Below are 17649 nucleotides of genomic sequence, written 5' to 3'. Positions count from 1 at the left end.
AGAGGCGGTACCGTGCCATGACACAACGAGTGCAAACCGCGTATCCGAAACTGGAGGCGCACTTTACCTATGCCATTTTATCGGCCCGGTATCACCCGACGGAAAATGAACGCCAATGGGCGGCGAGCATTTCACAACCCATCGCCCGCTTAGGTTTTTTGGTGCAACTGAAACTGGTGCAACGACTCGGTTACTTTCTGTCACCCGCGGAGGCACCAAGCCCCATCATTGAGCACATCCGAAAAGTCGCCGACATTCACGTAAAACCCACCCCTGAGCAATGGGCAAACTATCAACGCTCGGGTACCCGGCAACGTCACATTACTCAGATCCGCCAACATCATGGGATCCGGCGTTTTACCCAATTAGAGCACGGCTGGTTACGTCAGGTCGCTGAAACCGCGGCGCTTACGAAAGAAGCCATTACCGATATCATCAACGTGATGCTCGAAGAGCTCGTTCATCACCGTTTTGAGTTACCCGGACTCAGTGTCTTAGAGCGACAGGCCCAACAGAGCCGACAACAGGTCAATGATCAGCTGTACGCAGGGATCACGACAAAACTGAGTACGGTGGCTAAAAAACAGTTGGATCGGTTGCTGTCAACGCAAGTCTCATCAGGCACGTACAGTGACTGGCAGCGACTCAAACGTGAGCCTAAAAAACCGACCAACAAGGCGATCCGAAGTTACTTACATCACGTGGAATGGCTGCGGACGCTGGAAACCCAAATGCCAACCTTGTCATTACCCACCGCCAAGTACCGGCAGTTTATGCTGGAAGCCCGGGCACTGGATGCCAAAGAAATGCGCGACTTAAGGCCCAACAAACGGTACGCTCTGGCCGTGATCTTGATCCGCAGTCAACACGGACAGGCGCTGGATGATGTGGCTGAGCTGTTTATTAAGCTTATACGAGGGCTGGAGAGACAGGCGCAAGACAACTTACAACGCTACATCCTGCAGCAACAGGCACAGACGAACGAGCTCATTGGCACCCTGCGCGATATGCTACTGGAAATGGATACGCCCGGCAGTGCCGCAGAGCGTCTCAAACGTCTCGATGAACGCGCGGGTCCGGATAAAGAAGCGCTGATGGCAAAATGCGATGAGCACCTGGCTTACTCCGGCAATAATTACTATCCCTTTCTTTTGCGGCCTTATCGCACCAAACGGTCGCTGTTATTCAATTGCCTGTCCATCCTCACATTGCGCAGCACCTCCAGCGACAAAACCACCGAACGTCTGATACGTTGTCTGTTATCGTTGCGCGATGTCCGTCAGGAGCACATTGACACACGCTATGTGTTGGAGGCCTTTGATGGTGTCAAAGGCAGTAAATGGTTATCTACTGCCTGGAAAAAGCTGGTACTGGGACCGCCCAAGCGGGACGACGATTTTATGACGTTTCACCGCAAATATCTGGAGCTGTGCATTTTACTCCACATTAAACAGGAATTGGCATCTGTGGATCTGTACGTGGTCAACAGCGAGCAATACAAGGATTATCGCAAGGGGCTGATTGATGAGGCAACCTACGCACGCGAGCTGCCACGCTACGCGCAGCAGGTCGAATTACCACTGGAGAAGCCCGGTGAACTCATTCAGCATTTGAAATCTAAACTGGCGCGGTTGGCACAGCGAGTGGATGAACGTTTTCCGGAAAATACCTACGCTCAGATAAAAGAGGGTCGGATCAGTTTAAAGCGATTATTAACACAGCGACCCGGAGCGGCCATCCAGCGTGTGGATGATGCCATCAGCCAACAACTGGAGCCAACGAGCATCGTTGACATTTTGGTGGACAGCGAACGTTGGTTAAATCTCAGTGATTTATTTTATCCCTTGTCCGGCCAACAAAGCCGGGTGGATGATCCGGCCAGACGTTTCGTTACTACGTTATTTTGTTACGGATGCAATTTAGGGCCCACACAAACGGCGCGCTCTATCAAGGGGATCAGCCCTAAGCAGGTGGCCTGGTTGAACTTAAAACAAGTGACGGATGATCGTTTAGATAAGGCCATTGCCAACGTCATCAATGCATACAACCAGTTCGATCTGCCGAGGTTCTGGGGCAGCGGGCAGCACGCGTCGGTAGACGGAACCAAATGGGAGTTGTACGAGCAGAACCTGATGTCTGAGTACCATATTCGCTACGGTGGCTACGGCGGCATCGGTTACTACCACGTATCCGATACCTACATTGCGTTATACAGTCATTTTTTGTCCTGTGGTGCCTACGAGGGAAACTACTTAATTGACGGACTACTGAATAACCAATCCGAGATCCAGCCTGAGTTTTTACACGGCGATACTCAGTCGCAAAGTTATCCGGTATTCGGGCTCTCGTACTTGCTGGGTATTCAATTGATGCCGCGGATCCGAAACATCCATGATTTAAATTTATTTCGACCCGACAAGACCTGCCGCTACGAGCACATCGATCAACTGTTTGCCGGCAGCATTGATTTTGCGTTGATTGAGCAGCTGCTTCCCGACATGCTGAAAATCATTTTATCCATAAAATTGGGCCGCATGCCCGCATCGTCTTTGTTACGCCGACTCGGCACATACAGCCGGAAAAACAAACTGTATTTTGCGTTTCGGGAGTTGGGCAAAGTGATCCGAACACTGTTTCTCCTGAACTACATTGATAATGTGGACTTACGGCAGGTCATTCAGTCAGAAACCAATAAATCTGAAGAGTTTAACGGTTTTATTAAATGGCTGTTCTTCGGCGGTGAAGGTGTTATTGCACAAAATGTCCGTCACGAGCAAAATAAAATCGTGAAGTACAATCATCTAGTGGCGAACATGGTCGTGCTGTACAACACCGAGCGCATGACGCGTGTGCTCAAGCAGCTAATGGAGGATGGTACCGAAATCACTGCCGACATTATTGCCGGGTTGTCGCCATACCGAACCGCGCACATTAATCGTTTTGGTGATTATATACTGGATATGAACCGGCAGGCACTGCGCCCGGATTATCGTATTGAGGTACTGAATAAGCCAAGCGATCACGAATAGCCAACTTCCTTTTGATGTCGCACTGCAAGGATGATCGTTTCAAAGCCATCGTAACGGTAGAGTGCAACATAACCGCTTTGACCAAAATCAATGAGCCACTCTCTGAATTCAATGGGCATATCATCCAGCGGGCGGCCAATTTCGGGTTGACCAGCCAAAATAAGGACGTTTTGGCGGATGCTTTTGACGGCCTTACGGGCCACTATCGGATCTTTCTCTCGCAAAAAATCATGCAGACGTTGCACATCCGCTAAAGCGGCCGGGGACCAAATTACTTGTGACACGTTGGCAACTCAGCATTGTCACCCGATTCAAGTTTGGCTAACCATTCATCGGCTTCCGCTGCCGTCAAATGCAAACCATTACGTTGGTAATCTTCCCAGGCACGACGTGCATCTTGCTTAAACGTTTCACGTTTTTCTTCACGTTCAACATAATCCTGGATCGCCTGACGCATGATCCAATGCGCTGAGCGATGACGAACATCTGCTAAGTGCTGCACGCGTTTTTTCATATCGTCATTCAGTTTTACGGATGTTGCCATTTCTAACCTACCTAAGTATTAAAAGGTACTACCGTTTAATACTATCGCAAAAATGTCGTGTTATCCAATAATGTTTACTGAATAATAAATCAATGTCTTACCGTATGTTTTCAATTAAGCTAGTGCTGCCAACAGCACTAATCCAAAACAACTCAGCAAACCAAGAATAGATACCCATTTCGGTATAAACCGTTGTGTCTGAGAGACTTTCAGTGCAGCTATGTTCGTGATCCCGTAATAAATTAATACGGTGAAGGCACTGAGTGTCCAGGCGGCTTTAATCCCCCCAAACAAAGCGATTAGGGACATTATCGCGAAAGTTATCCATGTCGCTGCCGGTGCTGATTTACTATCGCCGCTCAACCCTGCCACTTTCGCTGGTAGATCGCCGCGCCGGCCCATTGCAAGAATGACACGGGACACCCCTAACACCAGGTTCAGAACGACACCACTCATGGCGATTACGCCTCCAGTAACCACAAGCCATCGCCAGCTATGATTAGGGATCAAGTTAGCAATATTGAAATTACTTTGCTCGAATGACTGAATACCACCTAAATGCAAAATCGTAAGGCCGACCGCAATGTAAATAGCGCTAATAACAGCCAGTGTTATGATGACGGCTTTGGGGATGTTTCGACGTGGAGCACTAATCTCTTCACCCATGGTTGCAATCCTTCCATACCCCGTAAAAGCAACAAACATCAGTGCTGCTGCGTGGAATAGTGACAAGGAAGATGATGTGACTGGGTCTACTCCAGACATGCCGCTACTGCTTAAGCCTATTCCTACGAAAGCAATTAAGCCTAGTAAACTGACGAAAACCAATAATGCATTAAGCCAATTTGTCCGGCGTACACCAGACAAGACTAGCACGGTAAACGTTAGCAGTAGTCCGACAGCGATAAATTTGACGATCCACGGAGGGACATTCAAGCCTAGGCTAATATACCAGGCAACCGCAAGCGCGGCCGTAGCTGCAGAAGCGCTTTTGGCTATAACAAAAAGTATACCAGCAATTCGGCCACTAAACGGGTTCAGGAACTGGTAACCGTATTCATACGTTCCGCCGCTAACCGGGTGCGCAACGGCAAGCTGTGCCGACGATAGACCGTTCATTAAGGCAGTCGCAGCGGCGACCAGTATGGCCAAAACCAAGCCTGAGCCCGCAATTTCAGCGCTTAAACCAACGCTGACATAGGCTCCCGTACCAACGATTGAACCCAGACCGATGACAAGTGCACCAAATAAGCCCGTTTCCCTAACTAACTTGTTCGACACGTCAATAACTCCTATTCTTGCTCGAGCTCAAATAGCGATTGATTGTTCATATAGCCAACACCTTCTGCCTGATGACAGGCCATGCAAGCGCGTTTGGCTTCTCCGAAAGCATTCCATGCAGTCTCTTTATCAGCGCTATCAAACGCTTCTTTTACGCTTTCCCATGTTCCATTGAAAAAAATACTATCAGCATTTGGTTTACGCTTAGGGCGCTTTAAGTATCCATTTTGAATAGTGGTTCTGATTTTTCGCCAGTGATAACCGGCTAGCTGATAATTTTCACGCGTCAAAGCCTCATGAACCTTTTCATAACGCTCTCCAACTTCCCACATGGGTTGATCAAAGCCGCGTAAATACCCTTGAATAAGTTGAAAACGTTCTTCACTTGAGTCCGCATTTAAAATCCAGTCATTCGGGTTTTCCTCTTGTGCTAAACTGAACGTGCTAAACAGTAACGCATAGGCCAAGAGCAAGGGGCGTGATAAAACTTTCATAGTTTCTCCTTGAATAACACAAGTTCTGGCGTACTTAAGAAATAAATATCGGATTTCGATATCGATACTCGATAACGATAGTATTGCTGAGGGTAAAATGCAAGATAGAGATTTGTTTTCTGGTTTTATTAAGTTACATATATTGCACCATGCTGCCCACGAGGAAATATTTGGCGCTGGGATGATAGATGAGCTAAGCACTCACGGCTATAAACTCAGTCCCGGGACACTCTATCCGATGCTGCATAAGATGGAAGTAAATGGTTATTTAAGAAGTGAAAAACGCGAAGTCAACGGGAAAATTCGTAAATACTATCGTTGCACTGAAGATGGTCAACGAGCACTGAGCTTAGCAAAGGAAAAAGCTCGTGAATTATTTGGCGAGCTTTTGGAACCTCAGGCTTAGGCCAGTTGACGCGATATTACGTTATCTAAAAAATGGTAAAACCATTAAATATCAATACATTAGGATTCTTTTGGCGAATTCTGTACGAATCCCGGCAGACCCTCCTTAATGCCGAATGTTAGCGCTATTGAAAGGCATGTCGGCCAGCTCGCCTACAATCCGCTGTCGGTCAAAGACGGGCAAAAGCACGGATCTCATAAAGACGGCTCAGATTGTTGCGAGGACGGTTGCTTCTGCACAATGGCGAATTGCAATCATGTATCGACGTTGGCTTGTTTCTCTCACAGCCATTTAGCGCTCAACTATGCTGAGCAATATGATTTTATTAGCCTTGCCGTTCCTGTAGGTATTTATTCCCCCCCATATCGACCACCCATAGCCTGACTTTCGAATACCCCAACAAGATATTTTCCCAGGTTGAAGTTTTTCTGCCTGAATACAATCATATTTAAAGGCTAACTTTATGCGTAATTCATTTAATGATGGTCGTCGCAGATTCGTTCTTGGCGCTATGACTGCGAGCGCAGCGGCGGCCCTGACTAAGGTCAGTCCGCTTTGGGCCGCGCCCGCTGGTCGTCACTTTAAAGATCAGGTGCTGACTGATGACATTAAAAATCTGACGATTTCTGAGGCCAATTTAGCAATAGGCTCAAAAACTGGCCTGCCTATTACCATCAACGGCCAGATGCCGGGGCCCCTGATAAGGCTAAAAGAAGGTCAGCGTGCTCAACTGAATGTTACCAACCGACTTGAACAAGATACGTCTATTCACTGGCACGGCATTATTTTGCCCGCTGGGATGGATGGAGTACCAGGCGTTTCGTTTGCTGGGATAAAGCCAGGTCAGACATTCAATTATGCGTTTGATGTAGTGCAAAACGGAACATATTGGTATCACAGCCACTCCGGTCTTCAGGAGCAACGCGGGCATCTTGGCCCACTCATCGTTGAGCCTGCCGACGGGGACATCGGCGCAGACCGGGAACACACTATCATCCTAAGTGACTGGACCTTTGCTGACCCTCACGACGTGATGAGAAAGCTGAAAGTGGCTGAGGGTTATTACAATTACCAAAAGCGAACTATCTTCGACACATTGGAAGATGTTGAAAAAAAAGGTCTTAGCGAAACATGGAAGGAACGCGCCATGTGGGGCGCAATGCGCATGAGCCCTCGTGACATCGCAGATGTCACAGGCAGCACTTACACCTACCTGATGAATGGCCGCACCCCAGAGGATGACTGGCAGGCGCTGTTTAATGTGGGTGAGAAAGTGCGTTTACGCATCATCAACGGTTCTGCTATGACCTACTTTGATTTTCGTATTCCGGGATTAGAGATGACGGTTGTTGCTGCTGACGGTCAGCCCGTTAAGCCGGTCAATGTAGATGAGTTCCGAATTGCAGTAGCTGAAACTTACGATGTCATTGTCCAACCAAAAGAACGAAAGGCTTATACCTTTTTTGCTGAGAGTTTTGACAGAAGCGGCTATGCCCGCGGTACGCTCACCCCATCGATAGGTATGACCGCAGCGATTCCACCACAACGAACCATCACGGAGCGCGGCATGGCAGCCATGGGCATGGACATGTCAGGGATGGACGGAATGAACATGCAAAAATCAGAAAGCATGAAAGAAGGGATGACTTCTTCAGAGATGGATATGAAGAAAATGGCACAGCATGGCGAACATACAATGCATAGCAACATGATGCAGGGGGATATGAAATCTTCACGGGTGCTGCCCGTAGAAAAGATAGACATTGTTCATAGTGAAGACGGGCATGGTCAAGGCGCCGCTATGATCGCACAAAATCCACGGCCGCGTTTAGACGAGCCGGGCATTGGGTTGGAAGACAGTCCACATCGCGTATTGGTTTACGCTGACCTAATAGGCGAACATGCATGGCCTGATGAGCGAGAGCCAGAGCGTCAAGTCGAGCTTCATTTAACAGGAAACATGGAAAGATACATGTGGTCGTTCGACGGCAAGAAGTTCCGCGAAGTAGATGGGTATGTCCGTTTTAATTTTGGAGAGCGGCTTCGTCTAGTTCTGGTTAACGACACCATGATGGACCATCCCATTCATTTACATGGTATGTGGATGGAACTGGAAAATGGCCAGTATCCAAGACCGAGGAAGCATACCATCAGCCTCAAACCCGGTGAGAAAGTATCGTTGCAGATTAGCGCAGATGCACCCGGAGAGTGGGCTTTTCATTGTCACCTGCTTTACCACATGGAAGCGGGCATGTTTCGTGTTGTTCAGGTTGCATAGGAGATGAAGATGAACAAGATATTGTCAACAGGGCTCATCGCCTTTGCTCTAGGCTTCAATAATATGGTAATGGCGCAGTCAAAAGATAACTGGCCGTCTCCTATTCCGAATGAGAACTTTGGTCAGGTACTGTTTGACCGACTCGAGTATACGCGAACTGATGAACAACAAAATCGGGCTGTGTGGGATATGCAGGCCTGGTATGGCGGTGATTATCATCGCTTAGTGTTTAAAAGCGAAGGTGAAAATACCCAAAACGACGGCATGCCCACGGATCTTGAACGCGCCGAGGTACTTTACGGGTACCTCGTTTCTGCTTTCTGGTCTGTGCAGGTCGGCGTTGGTACGAAAGGCGAAATGTCGTCAGATGCTGACATGGAAAACTATGCGGTGATCAGTTACCAGGGACTCGCCCCCTATTGGTTTGAAATGGAAAACTCACTTCGTATCAACGAAGACGGTGACATGCAGTTCATCAATGAAACAGAATACGACTGGCAGTTAAGTCAGGTTTCCTATCTGCAACCGCGCCTGGAAGTAGTAGCTAACCTCACCGATTCGGAAAAATATAACCGTCAAAGCGGGCTGAGTAACATTCGTATCGGTTTGCGATACCGCCATGAGATAGTGAGGGAGATAGCGCCCTATGTTGGCGTTTATTACAGCAAAGCCTTAGGGAATACAGCTGATGCGTTAAAAGCAGACGGCGAGTCAACCAGTGAAACTGGCGTAGTAGTAGGGGCTAGGATCTGGTTCTAACACCACGCATAAAAAATAGCCGAAAACATATTTCGGCTATTTTCTCTGTCTACTACGGGAGAGCCAGCAGCGTTCATTCATTATGGTTATTACGCATTATTTGTACTTCACTAGAGAAGATGTGCAGTATGAGCTGCATATTAAATATGCATTATTTTCAACTAACTCTTAACGTTTGAAATATTATCGTATCAGTATATTGAAGGGCATACTAATGATATATCATCCCATCTTCTCTTTAACTGAGATAGATTTTAAAAAAGGAGGATAGGTTAAGGGTAAATATTTGTGAGACTTACTATTATCTATTCGACGTCGGATTTATTAGCATCAAACTTCGCTTAGTAAAAATAACAAAACCACCACTGATTGCGATGCTAATAATCGAAAAATCCTCAAAAATCACTCTACCGGGAAGGAAGCTATGGTCGAAGTCTGTTACCTCTGCTTCACTGGTAATATAAAGCTGCTTATCTAACTCGACGAGGATACCAAAATGCCCATACTGACGAAGTGCTTGCCTGAAACGGGTCGTGCTTTCACTCCAAGTAACGAACCTTCGCTCTGTTGAAGGGATTGCCTGATAAGACGACAGGGCTTTTACTTGTGGTATCGCCTTGTCATAAATTTCATTAAAATCATTCAACAGCTTCTCAAGCAGTGACTCTGCGAGCAACTGAGACTTTACCATTAAAGATGAAATAGTTTCGTTATGATCAATATCAAATTTCTCTTGAACAAGAATATCTCCATCGTCTGGAGTCTCGGTGAGTTTGTGTATGGTAACGCCTGCATATTCTGGGTTATCAATCAAATATGTCAAAGGCGTGGGTCCCTTTCCTTTGGGTAATAATGATGGGTGAATATTGACGGCATATTGTACATCTGTCTTTGGTAATATATAACCATAATCAGCTACGATAAAAATAGTTGTATCAATACTTATATATTGATTAAGAATCTCTTTTACCGGTCGGTCTGAACGCCACTTTATGTTATTCTCATCTGAAATTTTCTTAATGAAGTTCGCGTTACCTTGTAAGTCATTAATAAAAACGACTTCAATACTTATTCTTTTTCTGATTAAAAGTGATAAACAGTTCGAAAACAAATCACTTCCAAAATAAATGATCTTCATATTTGACAGACTCTCTCACATGCTAACTGCAAAGACATTAAAGCTGATGCATTATGGAATAAACATGTCGGTAATGACCATTCCCTTGTTCGAGCACAAGGTTCGCCCCATTGTTTAAACCCCGAATTGAATTATCGTTTTGTATTCTCACTTCTTTGTGTTTTGATAAATATTTTTTCAATTTGTCCTACATCCGCTTGGACAAAGTTAATTAAACTGTTCCTCGTACGTACTCACTTTCTTATAAACCTTACTTGACCCATCATTCATTAACAGGAGTATTTCGTAGGGTTGAAAGCGATCATTAAATTCCATTCCAGGACTTCCTAGCGGCATGGCAGGTACACTTAATCCCACCACGTTTGGCAAAGGATTAGCCTGAAATTGTCGAATAAATTTAGCAGGGATGTGACCTTCAAATACAACACCATGCTGATCTACCGCTGTATGGCAAGATTGATAACGAGGCTCGATTGAATATTGAGCCTTAACTGAAGTTAAGTGTTCATGGTTTATGATTTTTGTCTCAATTCCAGCTTCCTCTATGTGACTTACCCATTTTTTACAACACCCGCAAGACGAGGTTTTGTGAACAGTTAATTGATAAAGATCCTGTGCTACCGCACTCAACGAAAAATGCGCAGTTGCAAAAATTAACGCAGACAAAAATGCTGACTTTTTAGTAATTTTGTATTTCATTGTTTCCCCCCGGGAATGCAGTTCATGGTGCGCAAAGGCACCCATTTAATTTTGACAGAATAAGACTATGCGCTTTCGATGCGCACTAACAATAGCTTAGGAAAGTTTTGGAGGGCGTAGGTAGGGTTTCGACATTACTTCGAAGCTGGGTTGGTCAGTCATTTGAATTTTGCCATCAGGCGTGTGAGCAGATGCCAGAAATAGAACCGGAACAATAACAGAAACTTGATGACAGACCGTCACGAGACAGCTGCATTCATCGGGGCAGTGTTGACCGGAGTCATTCGAGTGAAAGTTATGAACTGAATCAACGATTTCGCCCGAGAAATGATGGGCTGTCGATTGGGCAGAACTTGCCATGACATTGTGATGACTATCCATTTCACATTGCGGAGACGCAACCACGAGTGATTGAGCCACAAGCGCAACCACACAGAAAATTAACACAGTAACTCTGCTAATAATATGTTTCATCACCCCAGCAAGGTAGCAAATTATAAAGATATGTACAACATTAAACACTCAAATCTCTCTGTTAGTTGACGAACCACTGGCCTTATCATTAATTTGTTTGATAGTTTTGATATTTAAAAGATGAGCGCTGCCCTGAGTTTGATCGTTGCGACACATCTCTTGCGTTTTGATCTATTTTCAGTGGAAAAACTTTAAAGGTAAAACAAGACAACTCGTTCAGGTGTGATATGTGGAATGCTAAATAGTCTAAACAAAACGAACAATCCAATTCCATACCAGAAAACTTTACCCAATTAGCGAAAGAGGATGATTGACGATGAATGATCACGAGCATTCAAACAGTAAAGATTCGTTAAGTCTTTGGGGCGCAGTGTCAATGGGAACCGGTGTGATGATTGGCGCAGGTATATTTGCCTTAACCGGTCAAATTGCTGAGCTGGCTGGCACATGGTTTCCTTTTGCGTTCCTGGTAGCGGCAATAATTGCAGGGTTTAGTTCATACAGTTACGTCAAAATGGCGCAGAAATACCCTTCCGCAGGGGGTATCGCCATGTTCTTAAAAAAAGCTTATGGCAGAGGCCTGATGACCGGAGCCTGCGCATTGCTGATGTTTTTTTCCATGGTTATCAATGAAAGTCTTGTTGCCCGTACTTTTGGCACTTATGTTCTACAGCTGTTCGACACCCAGGGCGCTGAGTGGCTCATTCCAGCACTTGGGGTAAGTCTTCTTATTGTTGCGTTCATTGTCAATATTCTCAGCAATCAATTCATTCAGACGCTTTCGTTTATTATGGCTTTTATCAAAATAGCCGGGCTGGCGATTTTGGCAATAGGCGGGCTGTGGGCAACTGGTTTGTCGTTTGAGAGTGTTTCAGCACACCCCCAGGAAACCAGCGCAACCGGATTTCTGGGGGCAGTAGCACTGGGTATTTTGGGCTACAAAGGCTTCACAACAATCACAAACAGCGGCGGAGAGCTAAAACAACCGGAAAAAAATGTAGGAAGGGCCATCATCATTTCTATTTCGATCTGTGTGGTACTTTATGTTTTTGTGGCGGTCGCAGTAGGAGCAAACCTGTCAATTGACGAAATAATACAGGCTAAAGACTACTCTTTAGCTGAGGCATCACGACCTGCCTTCGGCCAGTATGGCGCATGGTTTACTATAGCCTTTGCGATTATTGCCACCTCTTCCGGTGTCGTTGCCAGCATATTTGCAGTTTCTCGCATGCTATCGATGCTTACATCAATGCAACTTGTGCCTCATCGTCACTTTTCGTTACCAGGAGATTTAAGAAGACATTCCTTAATTTATACGTTGGTAATCGCGATCATTCTGACCATATTCTTTGATTTAAGCCGTATAGCCTCGATCGGTGTAGTTTTTTACATCGTAATGGATATTTTCATCCATTGGGGCGTGTTTAAGCATTTGCGAGAAGACGTACACGCTAAAGCCTGGATCCTAGTAAGCGCGATTATTCTCGATTTCGTTGTCCTTTTGGCGTTTTTGTGGGTGAAAGCAAAGTCAGATATCTTCATTGTTTGGGTTTCTGTGGCCGGAGTTCTTATTGTATTTGCGGCTGAGAAGTGGTTTCTAAAGCTACACGCGTATGAAGAAGATGACAAAAATTATAACTGATGTGAGTCACTGTGCAGTATACGAATCACGCCCACTGGAAAATACAACCGTAGAAGCGGGCTGAATAACGGTCGAAACAGTGTGCCCTGCTGTCATCGGGCAGTAAGGGGAATAACCGGCATTAGCGCGCCGGTTATTTCTTCTCGCGGCATCCTTTAGCCGCTTTTTTGTTGCTTTATTGTATCCAGTATTTCAGCAAACTCTTGTCCCTGCTGCTTTGACTCAGAAGACTGGCTACAGCCCGATTTCTCTGTACTGGGTTGGTCGAGTAATTGCGCAGCGGGCTGCAAGGTTTCTGGATTACTAGTGATCATAGGTGCCTCACTGGTTGGTTAAAAACATTAATACGCAAATACTGTTCCGAAGTTAAGATTTTTAGAGCGAAGTATTTACAAAACCATGCGTCCTGAAGTTGTATATCATACATTATTGGCAATAAACCATCCCAACTTACTGGCTAACAACACACACTGATTTCCCCCTATTATTACACCAACTTCGCATTTGCCATGCCTTTCCAGTCTGTGTGTGCCACACATCATCTGTTGTGGAAAACAAGAGGCGCTGTCAGTATGAAAATATTATTTGGAGAGCTTCAGCAAGCTCTTGGCTTCGCTTAAGATGAATTAGTCTACGTCGTGTTACAGTTTACCCCGATCCACTCTCTAAATGGCCTGTTCATCCCCCTTCATCGCGATCAGTCTGAACAGCAGTGAGCTGGGTTAGGCTTTTTATTTGCAGTAACTGCTCAACAAATGTCTCTTTTGCTTTCAATGCTGTACTCAGTTGAATATTACTGTGACGTAATTGTTCCATTTCTGCTTGTTGCGTCAAAACTTGACGCTTATATCCAGCAAGCTTTTCGCTTTGTGCTATCACCACCACCTCTTTTTGTTTCAAATTACCTTGTATCACTGTTAACTCACTCTTGAGCTGAGCGGCATGCTGCTGCTCCTTTTCAAGATTTTGACGGGCGCTGGACAACTGCTCATGTGTCACCTGCAACCTGGCTTCTAGCGAAGCGTGGTTATGCATTGCCTTATCGAGGCTTTCCTGAACAACAGCAACCTGCTGCTGCGCCTTGCGCAATTCAGCCTGCACCAGTTGCACCTGATGCTCGTGACGTTGCAGATCTTGTTCGCGCTGTGTTTTCGTTGCTGCTCTGAAATGTTCCAGCGCTTCCCGGGCATGGGTATGCTTTTGCTCTAGCGAGGCAATATGAGCTTGCCGTTCGCTTAGACGCTGATGCAACCCTGATTCTTTTTCGGTAGCCTGACCCAGCGAGATCCTCAGTTGCTCTCTTTCTTCACGGAGTGACGCCCCGATACTCTCCAGCTCATTGACTTGCGCGATAAGCGACGCGCTTTGCGCCTGAGCGCTGGCGAGCGCGTCCTCCAGCTCCTGTTTCTGGGTCTGCCATTGCTCTCGCTCATTTTGATAGCGTGCCTCATTCTGAGGTCCGGCCGGTAAAAGCGTTGAATTTAGCCACTCAGAGCATAATTCATTGAGTTATATAGATTTAATCGACAAGCAGCTCAAATGTCATGGGTTTGACTTGCTTAGTCAGGTCCAGCTCAAAACTTCCCAGCCGGCCCAAATGCTCGGTATGGTAAGGTGAGAATGCGGCCATATGGTCGCGGGTGATATTGTGGCCTTCTGACCTCATCTGATTAAACACCTCTGTCATCGCGTTCACGTTGTACAGGATCGCAAAGTTTGCCAGCAAATGATTGTATTTCACGATTTTACTTTGCTCATGCTTTAAGTTGGCGGGAATTTTTCCGCCATTAGCAAAAAACAGCCAGCGGGCAAATTCACTAAACTCCTCGCTCTTACAGGTCGCGTCCTGGATCGTTTTGCGCAGGTCAATATCGGTAATGTATTCGAGCAAAAACATGGTTCTGACCACGCGTCCAAGCTCTCGGAGCGCAAAATACAGCTTGTTTTTCCGGTTCTTTGTGCCAAACCGACGCAAGATCGTTGACGCGGTAATTTTACCTGCTTTCACTGACATTGCTGTTCGAAGCATATCCGCATAATGCTTTTCAATGAGATCCCATTCAATCCGTGGCCGGAGACCGCTTCAAAATGGGTGTCCTGCTTTACGACGGAGATCACACGACAGCCTTTGGTGACCATCTTTACGCCGTACCGCTGGGAGCCCTTTGGTCATGACGTCGCATTACGCCATCGGTCAACTGGCCAAGACCGCTGGCGTCAATGTCGAAACTATCCGCTATTACGAACGCCAAGGTCTCATCACGCAACCGCCGAAAACAGCCCTAGTGCAAGTGAAAAGTTTAATTCACCCCTAACTACGCTTCACATCATCCCGACCATCTTTTCCATAAGTATCATCAAGCATTTCGGAGAGCTTGACTCTGTAGTGGCTACAGGGTTTATAATGCGATTAATTATCATTAACAATCGTATAAGTAGAGATATCGACCATGCTAATTCGCTGGATGCCCCATTTTACAGATCAGAGATGGTCAATGGTGAAAGCCATGCGGCTATGCCTGCTGTTATCGTTTGCGTTGCTCACAAGCGTCAGTCATGCGGCCGATAACAGCCATCGCCAAATTCGACAATTGGCTCAACTGGCTGAGTACATCGGTGCTGACTATGTTGCTGCGGTAGATCACAACACGGTGGTCAATCTCGATGAATACCAGGAAATGCTTGAGTTTGCGCAATTACTGGTCGATAAAAGCGCAATGATTGCCAAGCCCGCCCTTGATTCTCACAATCTACAAGCCGAAGCGGGCGCTCTACAGCAAGCGGTTCAAAACAAACAGGACGTTCGCCTTGTTCGCCAACTGAGCACTCAACTGCGGCGCTCTTTACTGGCCTTGATGCCGCAATCCACATTGCCAGATCGCTTGTCGCCCAAAAGGACGGTTGAATCGTTATTCAAGGATAACTGTACAACTTGTCATGGCTTAACGGGAAAAGGTGATGGGACTCTGTCAACGCAGCTGAATCCCGCACCCACCAATTTTACCGATAAGGAACGGGCGTCGAATCGATCAGTTCTCGGGCTGTTTGATGCCATATCCAATGGTATCGATGATACTGCGATGCCTGGCTTTAATCAGCTGACCGAGCAACAACGCTGGTCACTGGCATTCTACGTAGGCAGCCTGGCGTTTCAGTCTAACCCCAAACCATCTGTCAACGATTCGAATATTTCTTTGTCCCAACTCGTCAACTTCAGCCCAGCACAGATTGCCGCCGGGCAGTCGCAAGAGGTCGAATATCTTGCCGAGTGGCTGCGCGCCCATCCAGAGCAATTGTTTGACAAGCAACAAAACCCTCTTGCCATCAGCCGCGAGCGTTTAATGGCCGCCCATGCCGCTTACCAGAAAGGTGATTATCAAGCGGCCAGCGAACTGGCAATCAGTGCTTATCTGGACGGCTTTGAGCTGGTTGAAAACAGTTTGGACACGCAAGATCCAACGCTTCGTAAAAATATTGAAGTCAATATGATGAAGTTGCGCCAGGTCATTAACCGGGCACAACAGAACGGTGAGTTGGACGCCCTCATGACGGAAACACTGGCGCAGTTGAGTGAAGCTGATCGCCTACAGAATGAATCGACCTTATCCGGTGGGACGTTATTTACGGCCAGCTTGATCATCTTGTTGCGCGAAGGGTTGGAAGCCCTGCTGGTCATCATTGCATTGATGACCGTGCTGATCCGTACGCAACGACAAGATGCCCTCAAATACGTACACACCGGTTGGATCGTGGCACTCCTGTCGGGCGGTGCAACCTGGGTAGCAGCCCAGTCGTTGATCAGTATCAGTGGGGCTAGTCGAGAGGTGATGGAGGGCGTCGCCGCATTGTTCGCAGCGCTGGTATTGTTTTATGTCGGGATCTGGATGCACAGCAAGACCCATGCGGCGCAATGGCAGGCTTACATACAGAAGCACGTCAATGAGCGGCTGAAATCCGGCACTCTGTGGGGGCTGGCAGCGCTCTCTTTCATTGCAGTCTATCGGGAAGTCTTTGAAACTGTCTTATTCTATGAGTCTCTCCTGACACAAGCGGTCGAGGCACAATATTCAGTTGTTGCCGGAGGCTTTTTGCTTGGTGTTGCCATGCTGGCTGTGTTGTCCTGGGTGCTGATCCGGTATTCAATCAAGCTACCCATTGCCAGGTTTTTTTCGACGACGACCTACCTGCTCTTAGCGCTGTCTTTTATTTTAACAGGGAAAGGGATTTCCGCATTACAGGAAGCGGCCCTCATTGGAATGTCGCCGTTACCGGTGAACGTTGATTTGAGTTGGATAGGCCTCAAATCCACTTGGCAGGGGATCACGGCACAGGCCTTGATCCTGGTGGTGTTTATGGTGTTTATCTGGGGATCAAAAGTGAAGCAGCGCTTGCGTCCGTAAGTTTCCAAAGCGCCAGGCATGAAGGGCTTACCGGTTACCGCTTCGGAGTCCGATTAGCTGACAAATTGTGCAAAATGCCACACTGCTCAACGGTTCGCTCATTTGAGCAGCTGTTGCGCAAGGTTTTTAACTGTTGTCGAAGGTGGCTGAGTTCTTGAATTCGGGCTTCCACTTGCTCGATGTGTGTGTCGATCATTCGGTTGACGTCATCGCATTGTGTGTCAGGCGATCCGGTTAACGCTAACAGTTGCCGGATCTCTGATAAAGCGAGGTCAAGATTGCGGCAGTGCTTGATAAACATCAGCCGTTCAATGGCAGTTGCATCATACAAACGAAAATTCCCTTCGCTGCGCTGGGTAGATGCCAACAACTGTTCTTTTTCATAATAACGAATTGTCTGCACTGAGCAGCCGGTCATTTTCGCCAGTTCACCGATTTTCACCGCATTGATCTCCAACACTTGACTCTATAGTTACAATAGAGTTTAAACTGGGCACTACGGGTA

At 46.7% G+C, this 17649-nt stretch carries 16 protein-coding genes and 2 pseudogenes; 7 read left to right on the top strand and 11 right to left on the bottom strand.

From position 1 onward, the window contains the following. Positions 1-17: 17 nt before the first annotated feature. On the top strand, positions 18-3029 hold the full coding sequence (locus AC3AP5_RS05185; protein ID WP_286911270.1) for a Tn3 family transposase: 3012 nt from the start codon (positions 18-20) through the stop codon (positions 3027-3029). On the opposite strand, the gene AC3AP5_RS05180 is transcribed toward AC3AP5_RS05185, so the two are convergent. The 4 genes from AC3AP5_RS05180 to AC3AP5_RS05165 all read right to left on the bottom strand — a co-directional run bounded on the left by AC3AP5_RS05180 (position 3020) and on the right by AC3AP5_RS05165 (position 5348). Further along, a complete protein-coding gene (locus tag AC3AP5_RS05180) occupies positions 3020-3313 on the bottom strand; it encodes a type II toxin-antitoxin system RelE/ParE family toxin (RefSeq protein ID WP_199495190.1) in 294 nt (97 codons plus the stop codon). The two genes, AC3AP5_RS05185 and AC3AP5_RS05180, sit on opposite strands and share 10 nt — an antisense overlap. After that, positions 3301-3573, bottom strand: coding sequence for a CopG family ribbon-helix-helix protein (locus tag AC3AP5_RS05175; protein WP_199495189.1), 273 nt, complete (start codon positions 3571-3573; stop codon positions 3301-3303). The genes AC3AP5_RS05180 and AC3AP5_RS05175 overlap by 13 nt, the downstream gene beginning before the upstream one ends. A 114-nt stretch (positions 3574-3687) precedes the next feature. Further along, positions 3688-4854, bottom strand: coding sequence for an APC family permease (locus AC3AP5_RS05170; RefSeq protein WP_199495188.1), 1167 nt, complete (start codon positions 4852-4854; stop codon positions 3688-3690). Between the two features lie 11 nt (positions 4855-4865). Then, the gene (locus AC3AP5_RS05165) at positions 4866-5348 is read right to left on the bottom strand and encodes a hypothetical protein (RefSeq protein ID WP_272978489.1); all 483 of its coding nucleotides are present in this window, start codon (positions 5346-5348) and stop codon (positions 4866-4868) included. A 97-nt stretch (positions 5349-5445) separates the two neighbouring features. Between AC3AP5_RS05165 and AC3AP5_RS05160 the strand changes: the two genes are divergently transcribed. The 3 genes from AC3AP5_RS05160 to AC3AP5_RS05150 all read left to right on the top strand — a co-directional run bounded on the left by AC3AP5_RS05160 (position 5446) and on the right by AC3AP5_RS05150 (position 8791). After that, positions 5446-5754, top strand: a complete 309-nt coding sequence (locus AC3AP5_RS05160) for a PadR family transcriptional regulator (RefSeq protein WP_272978487.1) — start codon at positions 5446-5448, stop codon at positions 5752-5754. Positions 5755-6217: 463 nt separating this feature from the next. Next, complete coding sequence (locus tag AC3AP5_RS05155) at positions 6218-8032, top strand: copper resistance system multicopper oxidase (RefSeq protein WP_117316669.1); 1815 nt, start codon at positions 6218-6220, stop codon at positions 8030-8032. Between the two features lie 9 nt (positions 8033-8041). After that, positions 8042-8791, top strand: a complete 750-nt coding sequence (locus tag AC3AP5_RS05150; protein WP_176582452.1) for a copper resistance protein B — start codon at positions 8042-8044, stop codon at positions 8789-8791. Between the two features lie 301 nt (positions 8792-9092). On the opposite strand, the gene AC3AP5_RS05145 is transcribed toward AC3AP5_RS05150, so the two are convergent. The 3 genes from AC3AP5_RS05145 to AC3AP5_RS05135 form a co-directional block, all read right to left on the bottom strand. Continuing rightward, on the bottom strand, positions 9093-9929 hold the full coding sequence (locus tag AC3AP5_RS05145) for a formyltransferase family protein (protein ID WP_117316667.1): 837 nt from the start codon (positions 9927-9929) through the stop codon (positions 9093-9095). A 207-nt stretch (positions 9930-10136) separates the two neighbouring features. Then, positions 10137-10628 (bottom strand): DUF411 domain-containing protein, encoded by a 492-nt coding sequence (locus tag AC3AP5_RS05140; RefSeq protein WP_117316663.1) that lies wholly within the window; start codon positions 10626-10628, stop codon positions 10137-10139. 96 nt (positions 10629-10724) lie between these two features. Then, positions 10725-11075: a hypothetical protein gene (locus AC3AP5_RS05135; RefSeq protein WP_287830572.1), complete on the bottom strand. Its 351-nt coding sequence runs from the start codon at positions 11073-11075 to the stop codon at positions 10725-10727. Positions 11076-11418: 343 nt separating this feature from the next. Between AC3AP5_RS05135 and AC3AP5_RS05130 the strand changes: the two genes are divergently transcribed. Further along, positions 11419-12744: an APC family permease gene (locus tag AC3AP5_RS05130; protein ID WP_117316661.1), complete on the top strand. Its 1326-nt coding sequence runs from the start codon at positions 11419-11421 to the stop codon at positions 12742-12744. Positions 12745-12899: 155 nt separating this feature from the next. On the opposite strand, the gene AC3AP5_RS05125 is transcribed toward AC3AP5_RS05130, so the two are convergent. The 3 genes and pseudogenes from AC3AP5_RS05125 to AC3AP5_RS05115 form a co-directional block, all read right to left on the bottom strand. Next, positions 12900-13058: a hypothetical protein gene (locus AC3AP5_RS05125; protein ID WP_170145479.1), complete on the bottom strand. Its 159-nt coding sequence runs from the start codon at positions 13056-13058 to the stop codon at positions 12900-12902. 364 nt (positions 13059-13422) lie between these two features. Continuing rightward, complete coding sequence (locus AC3AP5_RS05120) at positions 13423-13995, bottom strand: hypothetical protein (protein ID WP_287201285.1); 573 nt, start codon at positions 13993-13995, stop codon at positions 13423-13425. Positions 13996-14263: 268 nt separating this feature from the next. After that, positions 14264-14809, bottom strand: a pseudogene (locus tag AC3AP5_RS05115) (Tn3 family transposase); the annotation flags it as partial. A gap of 106 nt (positions 14810-14915) precedes the next feature. On the opposite strand from AC3AP5_RS05115, the pseudogene AC3AP5_RS05110 reads away from it, so the two are divergent. Then, positions 14916-15020 (top strand): annotated as a pseudogene (locus AC3AP5_RS05110) (MerR family DNA-binding transcriptional regulator); the annotation flags it as partial. Positions 15021-15239: 219 nt separating this feature from the next. After that, entirely contained in the window at positions 15240-17144 is a 1905-nt protein-coding gene (locus AC3AP5_RS05105) for a cytochrome c/FTR1 family iron permease (protein WP_272978100.1), read from the top strand. 34 nt (positions 17145-17178) lie between these two features. Here AC3AP5_RS05105 and cadR read toward each other — a convergent pair whose 3' ends face one another. Beyond that, on the bottom strand, positions 17179-17604 hold the full coding sequence (cadR, locus tag AC3AP5_RS05100; RefSeq protein WP_272978099.1) for a Cd(II)/Pb(II)-responsive transcriptional regulator: 426 nt from the start codon (positions 17602-17604) through the stop codon (positions 17179-17181). Positions 17605-17649 lie beyond the last annotated feature (45 nt).

Source organism: Idiomarina sp. D18 (assembly GCF_057748155.1).
The sequence above is the reverse complement of the archived record's forward strand: the minus strand, read 5'-3'. Positions and strand labels throughout refer to the sequence as shown.